We start from the raw sequence: 17,980 nt of genomic DNA, 5'->3' as shown, positions 1-17,980 counted from the left end.
TCTCCTCGTCGTCGGGGTCGGTGACTCTGTCCCTCGCCACCTACCCGATGCGGTCAGGCGGTGTGCGTCGTTGTCGAGGGTTCGGGCACCCGGTCGTCGTCGGCGATCCCGTCGGTGGTCTCGTCTGAGCTCTCGTCGGAGGTCTCATCGGAGGTCTCGGTGGCGGCGTCGTCGGGGCCGCCGTGCGCGACGTCCTCGGCCTTGGTGTGCGGCATGAGCAGGCCGGCGGCGATGCTGACCGCGGCGGACACGAGCACGGCGAGGAAGACGGCCGTAGAGCCCGCCTGCACGGCCTCGCTCGAGCCGTCGCCGCCGCGGGTCGCGATGACGGCATTGGCGATGGCACCGAAGATCGCGACGCCGACGGCGCTGCCGACCGAGCGCATGAACATGTTGGTGCCGGTGACGACGGCGCGCTCGTTCCACGGCACCGATGCCTGGGCGGCGATGAGCGTCGGCGTCGCGACGAGACCGAGGCCCAGGCCGACGATGAGGCACGAGCCGGCGGTGGCCCAGACGTTCGGCGTCGACGAGGTGATCCACAGCGACAGCGCGCCGAGCGTGGCCACGACGAGGCCGATGAGCGCGGTGGGGCGGAAGCCGATGCGCATGTAGAGCCGGCCCGACTGCGAGGCCGAGATCGGCCAGCCGATGGTCAGGGCGGCGACCGCGAGCCCGGCGACGATCGGGGTGGCCCCCGTCGAGCGCTCGAGGAAGGTCGGCACGTAGGAGGTGAGGCCGACGAGCACCGCGCCGATGCCGATCCCGATGAGGCAGGTCGCGACGATGAGCCGCCGCGTCAGCACCTCGAGCGGCAGGATCGGCTCGGCCGCCCGTCGCTCGATGAGGCCGAAGACCACGAGCAGCACGGCACCTACCGCGAACGAGCCGATGCTCTGCCACGAGGTCCACGCCCATGCCTGGCCGCCCTCGAGCACGGCGAGGATGAGCAGGGTCAGGGCGACCGTGAGCACGGCCGCGCCGGCGTAGTCGATGCGGTGCCGACGCCGCTCGACGGACTCGTCGTACTTGCGCCAGATCATCCCGGCGGCGAGCAGGCAGAAGGGGATGTTGACGAAGAAGATCCAGCGCCACGAGGCGAACTGGGAGAAGACGCCACCGAGGGTCGGGCCCACGACCGACGACACGGCCCAGACGCTCGCGATGTAGCCCTGGGTCTTGGCCCGCTCGGCCACGGTGTAGATGTCGGCCGCGATCGTCGTCGTCATGGGCAGCACCGCGCCGGCGCCGAGACCCTGCAGGGCCCGCATGACGATGAGCGAGCCCATGTCCCACGCGAAGCCGCAGAGGATGCTGCCGACGAGGAAGAGCGCGATCCCGACGAGGATCACCGGCTTGCGCCCGACCGTGTCGGCGAGCTTCGCGTAGACCGGGACCGACACCGCCTGGGCGAGGAGGTAGACGGAGAAGAGCCAGGGGAACTGGGTCAGGCCGCCGAGGTCGGCGACGATCGACGGCACGGCCGTGGCGAGGATGGTGGAGTCGAGCGCGATGAGCGACGTCGACAGCATGAGAGCGATGAGGATCGGCCCGCGTTCCGAGCGGAATCCCAGGTTGGACGAGGTGGACACGATCCTCCTGAGGTCTTGGGGGCGACGAAGAGGGACAACGCATCCTTCGGCAGTTCATTCCCAAGGCTGGACACGTGCGTCGACACGTGCCTCTACCCGTACCTCGACATGGGGGCCCTTCGCCACTGCCGTCGGACCGCTCGAGCCGGGAGACTGGACGGTGAGCGGCGGCAGATGCCGCCACGTCGGGCAGGAGCGCCGTCATGCGAACCTTGGGGGTCGAGGAGGAGATGCTGCTCGTCGACGCACGGACCGGCCGGCCTCTGCCCGCGGCGGAGCAGGTGCTCAGGCACGCGGCGGATCGGGCGCAGGCGGCGGCGACGGACGGGGCCGTGACGGGCCCGCCGATGATTCCCGGGGTGTGCGCGCACGGCGCCGTCGAGGGGGAGTTCCGGCAGCAGCAGATCGAGACGCACACGGCGCCTGCCGCCGAGCTCGACGACCTGCGGTCCGAGCTGTGGCGGTGGCGCGGGGAGGCCGTCGCGGCGGCGCGCGAGTGCGGCGTCGGCGTCGCGGCGCTCGCCACCTCGCCGCTGCCGGTGGAGCCCGCCGTGTCGAGGTCGCCGCGCTACCTCTGGCTCGAGGACCGCTACCGGCTGACGGCCCGCGAGCACCTCGTCGGCGGGTGCCACGTCCACGTCTCGGTCGCGAGCGACGAGGAGGGGGTCGGGGTGCTCGACCGCATCCGGGTCTGGCTGCCGACGATCCTCGCCCTCAGCGCCAACTCGCCCTTCTGGCAGGGGCAGGACACCGGTCACGCCAGCTACCGGGCGCAGGTGCTCACGCGGCTGCCCTCGTGGGGCCCGAACGACCGGTTCGGCTCGGCCGCGGCCTACCACCGTCTCGTCCGTGAGCTCGTGCGCAGCACCGTCATCCTCGACGAGGGCATGGCCTACTTCGACGCGCGCCTGGCGAGGCGCTACCCGACGGTCGAGGTGCGCGCCGCCGACGTGTGCGCCACCGTCGAGGACTCCGTCGTCGTCGCGGCCCTGTGCCGGGCCCTCGTCGAGACGGCGGCCCAGGAGTGGGCGGAGGGCCGGGAGGCACCGGACGTGTCGACGCGGCTGCTGCGGTGCGCGACGTGGCAGGCCGGGCGCGAGGGGCTGGGCGGGCAGCTGCTCGACTGGCGCACCGGCCTGCCCGAGCCGTGCTGGTCGGTGCTCGAGACCCTCCTCGACCACGTCGGCCCCGCGCTCGAGGCGGCCGGGGACCTCGCCACCGTCCACGACGGTCTGGTCCGCGTCCGCGAGGAGGGCAACGGCGCGACGCGGCAACGCGCCCTGCTGGCGCACACGGGGCAGCTGGCCGACGTCGTCACCGACTCCGTGCGCACCACGGCTGCCCCGTGCCCGGGGCGGCGGACCTGAGGCCTCCCTCAGCCGGGCAGATCGGACGACCCGGCCGACCGGGAAGGTAGGGAGGGCCCAGTCGACCCCGAAGGCCCGGACGACCCCGAAGGCCCGGACGACCCCGAGGGCCGGGGTGACGGGAACCGCACGTCGAGCGACTGGGGACCGAAGACCCGGCGGCCCACCTCGAGGTGGCCCGCGGCATACAACAGCCCGGCTCCGACGCCCGAGGCCACCACGACGACCGTCCCGCCGCCGGCGGTGTTGCCCACGAGCGCGCCGAGCGTGCCGGCGACGATCGCATTGACGACCATGAGGAACATCGAGGTGCTGCCCACGACGTGCAGCACGATGTTGCGGCGGCGCCCCAAGGCATACGTGTGCATGAGGCCGGGCCCGTCGTCGTACGTCGAGGCCGTCAGGTAGGGCGCCAGCTCGGGGGCGAGCTCGACGTAGGCGTGGCGCAGGCGGTAAATGGCGCGGATGAGGTCGGCGTCCTCGCGGCTCGCGGTGTTGACCCGGATCGCGGTGAGGACCCCCATGACGAGCGCCGCCGACGCGAAGCCGATCGCCATGACCCGGAACGGCGTGCCGAAGCCGGTCGCCTGCGCGGTCAGCGCCAGCACGACGAGGAAGGCCGACACGACGGTGAGGTGGATCGTGATCCGGCTCATCACCTCCGACCACGTCATCGACCGGGTGCCGAGCAGGCTCCAGTGCTCGGTCGAGAGGAAGACGGGCAGCCCGGGCGCCGTCGAGTCGCGCAGGCCGCCGGGCCCGGCGCGCTCGTGGTCACCGTCGTCCGACCCGCTCGCGGGATCGATCGAGCCCTCGACGTCCATGCCTGCCTCCGGAGCCGTCGCGTCGCGCCGATGACGCGACCCGGGGGTGCGTCCGTCCCAGTGTCGCGCGGCCGGGGTGTCCCGTCACCCGGTTCGGCCGGGTCTGCGGTGCAGGCCCTTGGACCCTGTCGGCGCCGCCGCCGTCGGCGTGACGATCGAGGTGAGGCAAGGAGGTGGGGAGATGAAGACCGTCTCCGTGGTTCTGCGTCGCACGGCTCTCGTCCTGACGGCGGTGTTCGTGTGCGGTGGTCTGCTCTTCGCGCTCGGCTACGCGTTCGAGGACTCGGGCGGTGGCGCGGCGGTGCTGCTGGCTGCCGCGGTCGTCGTGCCCCTCGCCGCGCTCACCGTGCTCGCCGCCCTTCGGCGCCCCATCGCGCTCCGGGTCCTGGCGGTCGCCGTCGGGCTGTACGTGGTGTGGGGCGTTCTCACGCTCTTCGTCGACCTCGTCGATGCACCGGACCTCCCGATCATCGCCCTCGTCCTCGCGCTGCCGATCGCCGTCGTCGGCCTGACGTACGCCCTGCGCGCGGGAGCGCTGCTCGTCGTCGTCGCCGCGGTGCCGTTCCTGTCGGTCGCCTCGATCCTGGTGCGGGAGTCCGGTCACGAGGGACCGGGCCTCGGTGACCTGTTCGGCGGCTCGACCGGCGTCGTCGTGATCCCGCTGCTCGTGCTGGCCGCCCTGCTCCTGCTGGCAGGGGCGCTGGACCGCGGGGCAGCGGAGCCCGGGTCCCAGCAGCCCGAGCCGCAACCGCCGAAGGCCGTCGCGCCACGCTGACGGTCACGGGTCCAGGGCCCGGTCGGGGTGACAGGACGCCGTCGCCACGTCCCGCCTCGTTCCTCGGGCGGTGCGCAGCTCCTCCCGGCATCCTGTCCCCGACAAGCCGAAGGGCCTGCTGGAACGACTCCGTCGTTTCCAGCAGGCCCTTCGGTGATGGTCGGGGTGACAGGATTTGAACCTGCGACCTCTTCGTCCCGAACGAAGCGCGCTACCAAGCTGCGCCACACCCCGGTGCTGCATCTACCCCTGGTCCGCGGACCGGAGGCAGCAAGCAGAGATGCTAGCGCAGCCCCCGGCCCAACTCCGAATCGGGCCGTCGCAGCGACCCGGAACCCGCCGCCGATCAGCCCTGCGAGCGGGGGACGAGCGTCAGGAGCGTCGCCTCGGGACGGCAGGCGAGGCGTACGGGAGCGGTCGGCGCCGTGCCGAGCCCCGCGGACACCTCGAGCCACGCGGCCCCCTCCGGCGCCTGCGACGACGGCGTGGAACCGGCCCCCGGCCACCAGCGCGACAGGCCCTTGACCCGGCTCGTGTCGAGGTCGCAGTTGGTCACGAGCGCGCCGTAGCCCGGCACGCAGACCTGACCCCCGTGGGTGTGCCCGGCGACGATGAGGTCCGCGCCGTCGGCGGCATACGCGTCGAGCACCCGCTGGTACGGCGCGTGCGTCACGGCGAGAGCGAGGTCGGCGTCGGGCGAGGCCGGGCCGCGGACGAGGTCGAGACGGTCGTAGCCGAGGTGCGGGTCGTCGACCCCGACGAGGTCGATGCGCAGGTCGCGCACCGTGATCGAGTCGCGCCGGTTCGTCAGGTCGACCCAGCCGCGGGAGCTCATGCCCCGCACGAGGTCCGCGGTGGGCAGCCGCTGGGTCGTGCCGACGCCCTTGGCGAAGTTGCGCGTCAGGTAGCCGAGCGGGTTCTTCAGCTTCGGCGCGAAGTAGTCGTTGGACCCGAGCACGAAGACGCCCGGGATGCCGAGGAGCAGCTCGTAGGCGTCGAGGAGCGCCGGCACGGCGTCGGCCGCCGCGATGTTGTCGCCCGTCGTGATGACGAGGTCCGGGTCGAGCGAGGCGAGGCTGTGCACCCACGCGCGCTTGGCGCGCTGACGGGGGAGCAGGTGCAGGTCCGACAGGTGCAGCACCCGCAGGGGCGCAGCGCCGTCGGGCAGCACCGGCACGTCGAACCGGCGCAGCACGAAGGCGTTGCGCTCGATGAGGGAGGCCCACCCGAGCACCCCGGCACCGGCCGCGCCCAGCCCGAGCGCGGTCTTGAGCACGGTCTTGGTCGCGGCACGCATGGGGCCCATCCTCGCACCCACGGCGGCTGCCCCGACGCAGCCGGACGATGGGGCGCGCCCGACCTGACAGACTGGACGCATGAGCACCCTCAAGGAGCAGCTGCAGGCCGACCTCACGTCCGCGATGCGCGAGCGCGACCAGGTCCGGGCCGGTTCGCTGCGGATGGCCCTCACCGCCGTCACCAACGAGGAGGTCGCCGGCAAGGAGCACCGCGAGCTCACCGACGACGACGTGCTCAAGGTCCTCGCCAAGGAGGCCAAGAAGCGCCGCGAGGCCGCCGAGGCCTACACCGGTGCCGGCCGCGCCGAGCTCGCCGACAAGGAGGAGGCGGAGCTCGCCGTCCTCGAGACCTACCTGCCCAAGCAGCTCGGCGACGACGAGCTCGAGTCGATCGTCCGCGAGGCCGTCGCGTCCTCCGGCGCCACCGGCATGCCGCAGATGGGCCTCGCGATGAAGGCCGCCAACGCTGCCGTTGACGGCCGCGCCGAGGGCGGCCGCGTAGCCGCGATCGTGCGCCGCGTCCTCGCCGGCTGACGAATGTTCGTTCCTCCGGCCCACGTGCCGAGGAGGCCGCTCGAGCGTCTGCTTGCCGGGGCCATCCCGTCCTGACGAACCTTTACCAAGTCCAGACGTTCTGCTGGAACTGCAGGTATTGACGCCCTTTCAGGGGCCCCAATACTTTGAGCCTCGCCCCACGTGGGGCACATGGTTCTCTCGATGGGCAGCGACGCAATTCATTCGCCTTTGGAGAGGGTGCGAGCAACAGGGGAAACGAATGCTCAGAATGCTCGGCAGGAACGGCCGCCCGAATCCGATCCGGATGTCGGCCGCATTGCCTGGTCGTGTGCAGCACCAGTTGGTCCATCGATCAACCGTTTTCCATCCGAGCATCGGCTGAGCCGCGTGTCCGCTCGTGCGATGGCCGTCGTCGGCACGGTTCTCGCTCTGGTCGGGGGTGCCTGTGCCACCTGGGGACTCGTCTATCTCATGGGTGCCTTGTCCCCAGGGAACCGGACCAACGCCCTGCGTGAGATCGGGATCGTCTTCGGCGTGGCTGCCCTCGTGGTCGGCGCTATCCCGGGTGTTACCGGCGTCGTCATGATCATTCGGGCATTTCGCAGAGGTCGCGGTCGCCCTTCACGTCATCACCAAGCCTGAGTCGTCAAGGCGGTCGGACGCTTAACTGAACGCCACCCACGATCGTGGATGCGTCATTTCTGCTTTTGGGTTAGCGGGACATGTTGTCCTGCGCATTTTCTGTGCGCTCCACCAATTCGTAAACGGAGGTCGGTACGGTGTTCAAACGTCTCATGGTCGCCTCAGCCGCAGCAGCGTGCGCTCTCGCTGCGGTCGGTGCCGCCCCATCTGTCTCAGCCCCACTGGGTCCTCCGTCTGTCGCCCGACAGGTGTCGTCAGCGGTGTCCACCCACGAACCGCCGGTGGTGCCGCTCGCGCCGGGTGACACTGCGGCGACGGCCTACGGCGACAGTAACGGCGTGCACGTCGTGAGCGCCAGGTCCGGCGACCATGCGTGGCACCGTGTGGCCGACCTGCGCGTGGCCGGATGGGACGCGGCGGACTGGACCGAGTCGCACTGCGTAACCGGTGACGCCCGTTTCATGGCTGTGGCCTTCGCGCCGACCACCTTCGTCAATGACCAGCGTCTCCAACTGGGCGGAGCAGTGGCGGCCGTGATCGAGCTCGACACGGGACGCCGATGGATGGTCCCCGAGCGGGTGGCGCTCACCTACCGGAGTCCTGGGTGTGGACAGTCCCTGGTCACTTTCGTGAGGCGTACAGGTCTGGACGGCGCACAGACCCGTCTCGTTACCGTCGACCCAGTGCGGAGCAGGGTGACCTCTCGCATCGACTCAACAGCGGACCTTGGTTCACCGGTTCCGTTGGCCGACGGGCGAGTCCTCGCGGCAGCAGGAAACAGTGTCGTCGAGGCGTCCCCCTCCGGCTCGCTGCGCACGCGTGCGACGGCGCCGGGACTCGTCTTCGACCTCAGCCTGTCAGGCACGTCGGTCGAGTACCTCGTCCAGGACTCGCCGACCACGTCAACCGTGTACCGGCTCACCGGATCCAAGGCCGTCGCGCAGGGCCGCGGACGGCTCCACAACCTGCACATCTTCGGGGGCCGGAACGGCCGCAACTTACTGGTGGGGTCGGTCGGCGCCACCGCCGGCCAGGACACGGTGATCGCCGTCCCCGTCACGCCGAAGGACGTCTCCGTCGACGGGTCGCTCGTGATCGATCAGGTGAGCGCGACGTCGGGCATCGTGTCCCGACCCGCCAGCGGTGGAGCCTCGACGAACAGCCCCGTCACGAGCGACGGAGCGGACATTGCCGACTTCGCACCGCTGGCCTCCACGACGACGGCTGCGACGGTGGCCACCGCGCCGACGTGCTCGGTGCCGATGCTCGACCCGACGGTCCAGGTGGTCCAGCCCTCTCCGAAGCAGCTCGAGTGGGCGGCAAACCGAGCAGTTCGCGGCGAGCTCACCATCGCCCGTCCGGCCAACTGGCAGAAGCACGGGCTCGCCTCCTACGTGCCGCAGAGCGTGTTCCCCAGGGTCGGACTCAACGGTTGGCCCAACGCGCACGTCCCTGTTCAGGTCCTGCTGGGAGTGATGGCCCAGGAGTCGAACTTCAACCAGGCCAGCTGGCACGCCTTGGCCGGGGTGCCGGGCAACCCCCTCATCGCGGACTACTACGGCACCGTCTACGACGCGAACGGCCGGATCGCCGGCATGGACTACGCGAACGCCGACTGCGGGTACGGGGTTGCACAGATCACCACGCACATGCGCGCATCGGACGCCACGTGGTCAGCGACGAAGAAGCTGCAGGTCGCCACCGACTACCAGGTGAACGTGGCGGCATCGGTGTCGTTCTTGGAGAACATCTGGAACGACCTCCAAGCCGCGGGCATCAAGATCAACGACGGCAACCCGGGCAAGATCGAGAACTGGTATGCCGCGCTATGGGCCTACAACACCGGCATCCAGCCCAACGGCACCTACAACGCCACGGGGTGCAAGCCCGGGCCCACCTGCACCTACAACGGGTACTGGGGTCTCGGCTGGACCAACAACCCGCGACAGAGCGGGTACGACCCCACACGCCTGCCCTTCCTCTCGGGCACCTACGACGACGCCAAGTACCCATACAAGTGGCCGTACCAGGAGCGCGTCCTCGGCTGGGCGCAGAACGCGCAGCAGGACTTCGTGGCCGGCGGCGACAAGTACCGCGACGCCGGCACCCTGCAGAACCTCACCAACTACTCGCTCTTCTGCTCGGCCAGCAACGGCTGCAGCAGCACGAGCACCTCCACGGGCTACTGCCTCAGCACTGACCGCACCTCCTGCTGGTGGCACTCTCCCGCCGGGTGGACGGGGTCGGGCACGTTCGAGGACTCGTCTTCGTACGTGGCCGGTCAGGCCGAGCCGACCGTCGCCAATCCCTATCCACCTGCCTGCGGCGCGGCAGCGGCACCCGTTGTGGGACGCCCGGGTCTGACAGCGTTACCCGCGGGAGCCGTCGTCATCGACGAGCTGGCGTCCTCCGCCACCAACCTGGCGGGATGCGCGACGACGACGAGCCAGGGCACGTTCGCGCTGGCGTACGGAACCGACACGTCGGGTCAACCGACCGCGAAGATCGACACTCACCAGGTGGGCGTTGGCTACCAAGGCCACATCTACTTCGCCCACTCGGCGAGCTCCTCGCGTCCCTCGATGGCCGTCACCGGGACGTGGACGGTGCCTACGACTACCGTTGGCTGGCAGCACCTCTGGGTGTTCGTCCCCGCCAACGGCGCCACGACCCACCAGGCGGACTACAAGATCTGGACGGGGGCGAAGAGCTACCACCGGGTGGTGAATCAACGGTGGCGCCAGAACGCGTGGGTCGACCTCGGCATCTTCCAGCTCAGCAGCGGGGCCACCGTCCAGCTGTCGAACGTGACCTACAGCGACTTCGCCGACGGTGTCGTCGACGTGGCCTGGGACGCGATCGCTCTGACGCCGGCGGCCAAGCCGATCGCCTCGTACGTCGCCTTCGGCGATTCCTACCAGGCAGGGGAGGGTGACGAGCCGTACGACGCGGATGCCGACGCGCCCGCGACCAACACACCCTCGGCCAGCTTGCCCGGTGCAGTGCAGGACGAGCGGAGTCACAAGAACGCCTGTCACCGGTCCGCAAGCGCGTATCCGCCCCTCGTTTTCAAGCGGATGATGGGGGTCGCGGGTCGCACGTCCTCCAACACTGCGTTCCACTTCGCGGCGTGCAGCGGCGCTGTCATGGACAACGTCATCGGTGGCACGACGCACTTCGGTGAGGCACCTCAGCTTGACCAGGGCTGGCTCGACGAGAACACGACGCGCGTGACGATCGGCATCGGCGGCAATGACGCACGCTTCGCCGACATCCTCAAGGGTTGCGTCGCGACCCTGCAGAGCTGCACCGCGCCAACCTACAAGTTGACGATCAACGGGGTGGTGGACCCGGAGCCGCTCGTCACCTACGAACCCAAGGTGATCTCGAACCTCGCCCCTACCCTCAACTCGGTCCTGGCCAAGATCCACACGCTGGCCCCCAACGCCCAGATCACCGTCGTCGGATATCCGTACGTGGTGGTGAAGGCAGCGGACGTCTACACACCGACGTGCTCGTTGGTCTTCACACCCGAGAACCTCACCTGGTTCCGGACGACCGGTGACCAGCTGACGGCAGTGATGAAGAACGCTGCCGCGGCCAACGGGGCAAGTTTCCTCGACCTGATGCCCATCTATGCCGGGCACGAGGCGTGCTCGTTCGACGAGTGGGTCAATTCGACGATCGCGCACAGCGACACGGGCAGTGGGTCGAACTGGCCGGGTTCCGGGTCGTTCCACCCCAAGGCGTACGGCCACTCAGTGGTCGCTACGAAGTTCCCGACGACGTTTGTCGGGTAGTCCGCCGGTCGCGTCCACTCGCATGCCGACCAGTCCAACGCACGGGGCGCTCGTCGTCCGGCGCCAGAGAAGGAAAGAGAACGCCATGAAGAACAGACTCAGGGTCGTCACGGTTGCTATCGGCTCGGCCCTTGCCGTTGCGCTGTCGCCCGTCGCCGCTCAGGCCACCACGACGACGGTCAACGGGGCGGCCGGGATCGGCACGACGCTCTACAGCACGGTGCGCTACAACACTTACGCCTACAACCGCGTGAGCATCAGCAACTTCAATCAGGACTTCAGCGGCGGAGGCTGCACCTATCTATACCTGCGCGACCACGCCGCAAATCGGGAAATCGCTGGCACCGGATGCATCCGGAGCACCGGGACCATCTACTTCAAGATGCTGAGTAGCGGGTCTACATCGATCCCCAAGGGCTCCTTCACGTTGGACGTGCAAATCACGGGGGCGTGCGGTGGGTCCGGCTGCGGCACGATGCACTGGAGCTCGACCCTGACCTACAACGTTGCCACCTCCGCACCTCCAACTTGCGTGTCTCCTAAGGGCATCAACTCCGCTATTGCTACGCGACAGAACATCGTCTGCTAATCGGGACGCATTCAGCGCACACCCCACCCCTATGACCGCATAGAGCCAACTCAAAGAACGGAGCAAGATGAAGCACTCGATCAGGGCAGTATCCATAGCCGTCGTTTCGGCCGCAGCAATTGGCCTGTCCCCAATGGCCGCCCAGGCGACAACGACGACTATTAGTGGCAACGCTGGCCTCGGCACGACGTTGTACAGCACCGTGCGATCCAACACCTATGCGTACAACAAGGTGAGCATCAGCAACTTCAGCCAAGCGGGCGGCTACGGCGGTTGCACGGAGCTCTTCCTGCGGGACCGTACGCTCAACAGGGAGATCGCAGGGACTGGGTGTATCGACGGGCGAACCGGGACCATCTATTTCAAGATGTTGGCCAACGGATCGACCGCGATCCCCAAGGGCTCGTTCTCGCTCGACATGTACATGAGCGGAGCCTGCGGAGGAACGTGTTCGACGGTCAGCTGGAAAGCCACGTTGACGTACAACGTCCAGAGTGCATCCCCTGCCACGTGCGTGGCATCAGCCCAAGACCCTGCAGAGTCTCCGGTCTGTTGATCACGACCACGACTTGAGGTCAAACTGCAAGAGGTCGACGCGCGAAGTGCTCGTCGACCTCTTGCAGACCCTAGCCGCGCCCTGGTGGCTTGGTGGGCTTGCCGCCGCCGGGTTTGCCCGGCTTGGTGTTGCCCCCACCACCGGCGGGTGGCGCGACGGTGGTCCGCGGTTGCGGCAGCGCTTGCCGGTCGGCGCCGCGTGAGGTGTAGATCGTCACAAAGCTGCCGTTGGCGGCCTTGCCGTAGGGCGAGGTGCCGGCGACGAGCCCGCTCTGCACCGACGAGCTCATCGTGCCGCCCACGCCGGCCGAGAAGCCTGCGGCCTGCAGCGTCGCGATGGCCTGCGAGACCGACATGCCGGTGACGCTGGGGACGTCGACCTGGTCACCCGAGACGAGCTTGGACGAGGGCTCCTTGAAGTCGACCATCGGCTGGCCGTCGAGGGCCTTGTTCATGATGGCCTTCCAGATCGGCGCCGCGATCGCCGCGCCGTGCATGACGGGGTAGAAGTTGCCGCCCACGCTGACGTTCTTCATGACGCGGTCGATCGGGTCGTAGGGCGTGCCCACCCAGACAGCCGTGACGAGCTGCGGGGTGTAGCCGACGAACCACGACTCGTTGTTGTTGTTGGCCGTTCCGGTCTTGCCGGCGGACTGGCGCTTGCCGTCGGCGAGCTGGTTGCGGATGCCAGAGCCGTGGGTCATGTTGAACTCGAGGAACTTGTCGGTGGCGCGGGCCACGTCCGGCTCGACGACCTGCGCACACTTCGTCGCCGGCAGGGCGATGTTCTTGCCGTTCTGGGTGATCTTCGTGACCGCCACCATCGGGCACTTCTTGCCGTCCGCGGCCAGGACGCCGTAGGCGTGGGCCACGCCCTGCGGCGACACGTCGTCGCCACCGAGGATGTACTGGTTGGCGAACCGTCCGATCTGCTCACCGTCAGAACGGTGCAGGCCGATGCGGATCATCGTGTCGCGCACCTTGCAGCCACCGAGCTTCTCAGCGAGCGCGATGAAGGCGGTGTTGGTGGACTTGGCCGTCGCCTCCATGAGCGAGATCTTGCCGCCGGCGAAGGGGCTGTCGTTGAAGACCTTCCACGTGCCACCTGGACCGCAGTTGGCCATGCCGCCCGGCCACTCCTTGGGGGTGTAGACGGCCTGCGAGTTGCCGCCGGCACCCTTGGCGTCGATGCTCGACTTCGTCGTCATGCCGGACTCCATGGCCGTCACGAGCGCGAAGGCCTTGGCCGTCGAGCCGAACTGGAAGCCGATGGAGCCGCCGTACTTCTTGTCGAGCGCCCAGTTGATGCCGGTCTTGCCCTTCGTCTCCTTGTCGACGGTGTATGCCGTGTTCTGGGCGAAGGCCTTCACCTGTCCGGTGTTGGGGTCGGCGACGTAGGCGGCTGCGCCGATGCGCTCGCTGTTGCCGATCGGCACCTTCTTGGTGACCTCCTTCTGCGCGTAGTCCTGCAGCTTGGGGTCGAGCGTCGTCGTGATGGTGACGCCGCCGCGGTAGAGGGTGCGCTTGCGCTCCTCGAGCGTCTTGCCGAGCTGCGGCATCGCGAGGGCGTAGTTGACGATGAAGTCGCACCAGTAGGGGTACGGCGAGGCGAGGCACGTGCTCTTGGGCTCCGAGACCCGCATGTCCTGCTTGAGGGTGCGCTTCTTGGCGTCCTGCCACTGCTTGTCGGTGATCCGGCCGAGCTCGTGCATGCGGTCGAGCACGACGTCGCGGCGGGCGATCGCCTTCTTCGGGAAGTTCACCGGGTCGGTGGTGCCCGGGTTCTGCGTGAGCCCGGCGAGCAGGGCCGCCTGCGACAGGCTGAGCTTGCTGGCCGGGATGCTGAAGTAGTGCTGGGCCGCGGCCTCGACGCCGTAGGCGCGGTCGCCGTAGTAGACGAGGTTGAGGTAGCCCTGCAGGATCTCGTCCTTCGTCAGCTTCTTCTCCAGCGTGATGGCGTACTTCAGCTCCTTGAGCTTGCGCATGTAGTCCTTCTTCACCGCCTCCGCCGCGGCCTCCTTGTCACCGGCGTTGAGGGCGGAGTACTGCAGCGAGATCTTCACGTACTGCTGCGTGAGCGACGAGGCGCCGACCGACGAGCCGCTGCGCAGGTTGGAGATGACCGCGCGCATGGTGCCCTGGATGTCGATGCCGCCGTGGTCGTAGAAGCGGTGGTCCTCGATGGCGACCTGCGCCTCGCGCATGATCGGCGCGATCTTGTCGAGCGGCACGATGGTGCGGTTCTGCTCCTGCGGCGTCGCGATGACCGTGCCGTCGGCGGCGAGGATGCGCGAGGTCTGGGCCAGCGGGTTGGTCGTGAACTCGCTCGGGAGCTCGTTGAAGACGTCGACGCCGCTGCGGGCGAGGGCGCCCGTGGCGCCCACCGCGGGCATCACCAGGCCGGCGGCGAGCAGTCCGAGCACGAGCGCGGACGCGAGGAACGCGCCGAGCAGGCTGATGACGCCACCGATCGAGGTAGTGCGTGAAGACATGGGCCTTAGGGTAACCGCTCACCCTATGGCCACCGGGCTTCCGGCGCAGCGCAGACCCCGCGTGTGCGCCTGCGCCCATATCCGCATGTATCAGGGACCCGCGTCGCCACCCTGATGACCAGGGCTTCCCGGGGCTTGCCCGGGGCAGGTGACTAGTCACTCCCTCAACTAAATGGTCCATAGAGGCTATGTCGGACCGGGCTCCACGCTCGTAATGTCTCGTTTGGGCCTTAGGGGGGCCCGCATGGTCTGGACCGGTGGGACGGTCCGGGTCTGCTCGGTGTCATGGGAGGTGCCGAGCGGGGAGGGGTAACACAATGAGTGCTGTCGTCATGGTGGATCCGTGGGTGGACGAGTGGGCCAGTCAGGCCAGCTGTTCCGGTTCGGATCCCGATGCGCTGTTCGTCCGAGGCAAGGCCCAGCACGACGCGAAGGCCGTCTGCAAGACGTGTCCGGTCCTCGCGCAGTGCCTCGCCGAGGCTCTCGACAACCGTACCGAGTTCGGTGTCTGGGGAGGCATGACCGAGCGCGAGCGTCGGGCCCTGCTGCGCAAGCGGCCTGACATCACGTCGTGGAAGTCCGCGCTCCGGGCAGGCATGGCCTCCCAGGGCAAGCACGACTGAACCGGCGCCACATCGACCGGTCTCCGGTCGCCACATCGAAGACGTGAACGGGGCCGTGACCACCCATCGGGTGCGTCACGACCCCGCAAGCGCGTGCCCGATCTCGCGCAGGCCGTCGAGGTCGTGCACGTCGCGTCCGAGCGCCGGCACCTGCACCACGGGTATGCCGGGGTGTGACCGTGAGAAGCGGTCGGCGAGCTCGCGCTGTCGCTCGGCCGTACGGACGAGCGCGGCGTGCAGGCGCAGCAGCCCCGCGGCGTTGGACGCCGACTTCGGGCCGCCTCCGTCCTCGAGGGACTCCGCGGCCGCGAGGGCGCGCGCCGGGGTGACTCCCGTCGCCGAGACGCGACCGATGCGGTTGACGACGAGCCCGGCCAGCGGCATACCGTCCGCCTCGAGCCGGTCGACGAAGTAGGACGCCTCGCGCAGCGCGTCGCGCTCGGGGGCGGCGACGACGAGGAAGGCCGTGCCGTCCTCGGAGAGCAGCCGGTAGGTCTCGTCGGCCCGCTCGCGGAAGCCGCCGAACATCGTGTCGAGGGCGTTGACGAAGGTCTGCACGTCGGTGAGCATCTGGCCGCCGAGGATCTTCGTCATCGTCGAGGTCACGAGCTGGACGCCGACGCCGAAGACCTTGAGCCCCGCGCGTCCGCCGGCCTTGGCGGGCGCGGTCAGCAGCCGGATGAAGCGGCCGTCGAGGAAGCTGCCCAGCCGGTTGGGGGCGTCGAGGAAGTCGAGGGCCGAGCGCGACGGCGGGGTGTCGACGACGATGAGGTCCCACGGTGCGTCCGGGGTGCCCGCGCTCGCCTTGAGCTGGCCGAGCTTCTCCATCGCCATGTACTCCTGCGTGCCGGCGAAGGAGCTGCTGACCGCCTGGTAGAAGGGGTTCGCGAGGATCTGCTCGGCCTTGCCCGGCTCGGAGTGGGCGATGACGACCTCGTCGAAGGTCCGCTTCATGTCGAGCATCATCGCGTGCAGGCTGCCGCCGGCCGAGGCGTCGATGTCGGTGACCGGGCGCGGGGTGTTGTCGAGCTCGGTCAGGCCCAGGGACTGCGCGAGGCGCCGGGCCGGGTCGATGGTGAGGACGACGACCTTGCGGCCCGACTCGGCGGCGCGCAGGCCGAGGGCGGCTGCGGTCGTCGTCTTGCCGACGCCGCCGGAGCCGCAGCAGACGACGATCTGGGTGTGGGGGTCGTCGATGAGCGCGTCGACGTCGAGCCTGGGGGCGGCGCTCGACACGCGGCCGGGAGTGCCCTGGCTGCCCTGGCTCTGCGGGGTCACGCCTCGACCTCGGCGTCGGCGCGCTGGGAGAGGAAGAGCGGGACGAGCAGGTCGGCGAGCTCGCGGACCGAGCCGGAGTCGACGCCGGCCGGCAGCGCGGGCAGCTGGACGATCGGCAGGCCAGTCGCCTCGAGGAGGGCGAGCTGCTCGCGCTCGAGGTCGATGCGCTCGGCGTGGTCGCGAGCCTCCTCGAGCAGGCCGTCGACGAGCTCGGGCGTCGCGCTGACCCCGGCCTCGGTGAGCTGGGTGCGGATCGAGGCCTTGTGCAGGCGACCCTCGCGCGCCTGGTCGAGGGCGACGTCGTCGAGCAGCGGCTCGCGCACCATGTTGACGATGACGGCGCCCGGGTGCAGGCCCTTGTCGCGCAGCTCGTCGATCGACTCGAGGGTCTCCTGCACCGGCATCTCCTCGAGGAGGGTCACGACGTGGACGACCGTCTGGTCCGACTGGAGCAGGCGCGTGATCGAGCTGGCCTGCGAGGCGATCGGGCCCACCCGGGCAAGGTCGGCCACCTCGGAGTTGACCGAGAGGAACCGTCCGATGCGGCCCGTCGGCGGGGCGTCGAGGACGATGCCGTCGTAGACCGGTGGGGCGTCGCCCTTGTGCTTGCCGTCGCGGCGGCGCCGGTTGGCCTCGTAGATCTTGCCGATGAGCAGGACGTCGCGCACTCCCGGTGCGATGGTCGTCGCGAAGTCGATGGCCCCGAACTTCTCGAGCAGCCGGCCGGCGCGGCCGAGCTTGTAGAACATCTGGAGGTACTCGAGCAGGGCGGCCTTGGGGTCGATCGACAGCCCGACGACCTCGCCGCCGCCGGAGAGGCGCACGATCCGGGTCTCGTCGGTGCCGAGCGGCGGCACGTCGAACGTCTGGCTGATGCCCTGCCGGCCCTCGACCTCGGTGAGCAGCACGTGGGCGGGTGCGGAGGCCAGGGCGAGGGCGATGGCCGAGGCGACGGTCGTCTTGCCCGTGCCGCCCTTGCCCGTGACGACGTGCAGTCGCGCCCGCGCCCAGTCGTTCGTCACGCTCCCACCCTAGAACCTCGCCCGCCCCCGCCCGTTTCGAGGTGATCGCGTGACCCTCATGCGTGTCGGGTTCACCTCCAACGGTGCCCAGCGACCCGCGGTTCGAGGTGATCGCGTGACCCGTGTGGGCGTGTCCTGTGAAGGGACATTCCTGTCAAGGGTGAAGGGGCATCCCTGACGGTCAGGGTTTGGTGACCCGGTGGTACGTCCGGCGGCCGGGCACGTGGTCGATGCGGGTTTCGGGGTCCAGCCGAACGTGTGCGATGAGCTGGTCGCCGTGGAACAGGACGGCGTGGTCGAGGTCGATGAGGTAGTCGATCGTGGCTCCTGCCCACGCGGTACCGAAGGCTATCCGGGCGCCGGGCAGCTCGAAGTATCCGGTGCGGGGCAAGGTGATCGTGTGGAGGAACTGTCGCGGCTTGAGCTGGTCGGGGTCCGGTTCGGCTTTCGGGTCGGCGCTGTAACGCGCTGAGGGTGGGACCCCGCCAATGCCTTGGTGGGGTCGCTGCGTGGTGAACACCACGTCATAAACGTCCAGCAGACGTTGCAGCTCGGTCAGGTCCCTCGCTCGTGGGCGTGCCCCCAGCCATCGTTCCAGGGTCTGCCA

13 protein-coding genes, 1 tRNA gene and 1 pseudogene are annotated in these 17,980 nt (G+C 69.2%); 7 read left to right on the top strand and 8 right to left on the bottom strand.

Annotated features, from left to right (window positions below):
• Positions 1-53: 53 nt before the first annotated feature.
• Positions 54-1,532: an MDR family MFS transporter gene (locus IEY30_RS21245; protein ID WP_373286749.1), complete on the bottom strand. Its 1,479-nt coding sequence runs from the start codon at positions 1,530-1,532 to the stop codon at positions 54-56.
• A 263-nt stretch (positions 1,533-1,795) separates the two neighbouring features.
• Between IEY30_RS21245 and IEY30_RS21240 the strand changes: the two genes are divergently transcribed.
• Positions 1,796-2,959: a carboxylate-amine ligase gene (locus tag IEY30_RS21240; protein ID WP_030203752.1), complete on the top strand. Its 1,164-nt coding sequence runs from the start codon at positions 1,796-1,798 to the stop codon at positions 2,957-2,959.
• Between the two features lie 8 nt (positions 2,960-2,967).
• Here the strand turns inward: IEY30_RS21240 and IEY30_RS21235 are convergent, their stop codons facing one another.
• Entirely contained in the window at positions 2,968-3,783 is an 816-nt protein-coding gene (locus IEY30_RS21235) for a hypothetical protein (RefSeq protein ID WP_188960186.1), read from the bottom strand.
• Between the two features lie 181 nt (positions 3,784-3,964).
• Here IEY30_RS21235 and IEY30_RS21230 point away from each other — a divergent pair, with 181 nt between their 5' ends.
• Positions 3,965-4,558 carry a hypothetical protein gene (locus IEY30_RS21230; RefSeq protein ID WP_030203758.1) on the top strand — a complete coding sequence of 198 codons (594 nt, stop codon included), beginning with the start codon at positions 3,965-3,967 and terminating at the stop codon, positions 4,556-4,558.
• 157 nt (positions 4,559-4,715) lie between these two features.
• Here IEY30_RS21230 and IEY30_RS21225 read toward each other — a convergent pair.
• A tRNA-Pro gene (locus IEY30_RS21225) sits at positions 4,716-4,792 on the bottom strand.
• A gap of 112 nt (positions 4,793-4,904) precedes the next feature.
• Complete coding sequence (locus IEY30_RS21220) at positions 4,905-5,855, bottom strand: metallophosphoesterase (RefSeq protein ID WP_030203760.1); 951 nt, start codon at positions 5,853-5,855, stop codon at positions 4,905-4,907.
• Positions 5,856-5,934: 79 nt separating this feature from the next.
• Here IEY30_RS21220 and IEY30_RS21215 point away from each other — a divergent pair, with 79 nt between their 5' ends.
• The 4 genes from IEY30_RS21215 to IEY30_RS21200 all read left to right on the top strand — a co-directional run bounded on the left by IEY30_RS21215 (position 5,935) and on the right by IEY30_RS21200 (position 11,959).
• Positions 5,935-6,390 (top strand): GatB/YqeY domain-containing protein, encoded by a 456-nt coding sequence (locus IEY30_RS21215; RefSeq protein ID WP_030203763.1) that lies wholly within the window; start codon positions 5,935-5,937, stop codon positions 6,388-6,390.
• Positions 6,391-7,757: 1,367 nt separating this feature from the next.
• Positions 7,758-10,814, top strand: coding sequence for an SGNH/GDSL hydrolase family protein (locus IEY30_RS21210; protein ID WP_030203766.1), 3,057 nt, complete (start codon positions 7,758-7,760; stop codon positions 10,812-10,814).
• Positions 10,815-10,899: 85 nt separating this feature from the next.
• Entirely contained in the window at positions 10,900-11,403 is a 504-nt protein-coding gene (locus tag IEY30_RS21205; protein ID WP_030203768.1) for a hypothetical protein, read from the top strand.
• Positions 11,404-11,470: 67 nt separating this feature from the next.
• Positions 11,471-11,959, top strand: a complete 489-nt coding sequence (locus IEY30_RS21200; protein WP_156035513.1) for a hypothetical protein — start codon at positions 11,471-11,473, stop codon at positions 11,957-11,959.
• Between the two features lie 70 nt (positions 11,960-12,029).
• Here the strand turns inward: IEY30_RS21200 and IEY30_RS21195 are convergent, their stop codons facing one another.
• Positions 12,030-14,450, bottom strand: coding sequence for a transglycosylase domain-containing protein (locus IEY30_RS21195; protein ID WP_030203769.1), 2,421 nt, complete (start codon positions 14,448-14,450; stop codon positions 12,030-12,032).
• A 317-nt stretch (positions 14,451-14,767) separates the two neighbouring features.
• On the opposite strand from IEY30_RS21195, the gene IEY30_RS21190 reads away from it, so the two are divergent.
• The gene (locus IEY30_RS21190; RefSeq protein ID WP_030203772.1) at positions 14,768-15,073 is read left to right on the top strand and encodes a WhiB family transcriptional regulator; all 306 of its coding nucleotides are present in this window, start codon (positions 14,768-14,770) and stop codon (positions 15,071-15,073) included.
• 75 nt (positions 15,074-15,148) lie between these two features.
• Here the strand turns inward: IEY30_RS21190 and bagB are convergent, their stop codons facing one another.
• From bagB to IEY30_RS21175, 3 genes and pseudogenes are all read right to left on the bottom strand, one after another.
• Complete coding sequence (gene bagB, locus IEY30_RS21185; RefSeq protein WP_052359092.1) at positions 15,149-16,351, bottom strand: ArsA family ATPase; 1,203 nt, start codon at positions 16,349-16,351, stop codon at positions 15,149-15,151.
• On the bottom strand, positions 16,348-17,373 hold the full coding sequence (bagA, locus tag IEY30_RS21180; protein ID WP_043417483.1) for an ATPase BagA: 1,026 nt from the start codon (positions 17,371-17,373) through the stop codon (positions 16,348-16,350). Before bagA ends, bagB begins: the two co-directional genes overlap by 4 nt.
• A gap of 181 nt (positions 17,374-17,554) precedes the next feature.
• Positions 17,555-17,980 (bottom strand): annotated as a pseudogene (locus tag IEY30_RS21175) (hypothetical protein); the annotation flags it as partial.

This window comes from Terrabacter tumescens (assembly GCF_014646815.1).
GTDB classification, from domain to species: domain Bacteria; phylum Actinomycetota; class Actinomycetes; order Actinomycetales; family Dermatophilaceae; genus Terrabacter; species Terrabacter tumescens.
The sequence above is the reverse complement of the archived record's forward strand: the minus strand, read 5'-3'. Positions and strand labels throughout refer to the sequence as shown.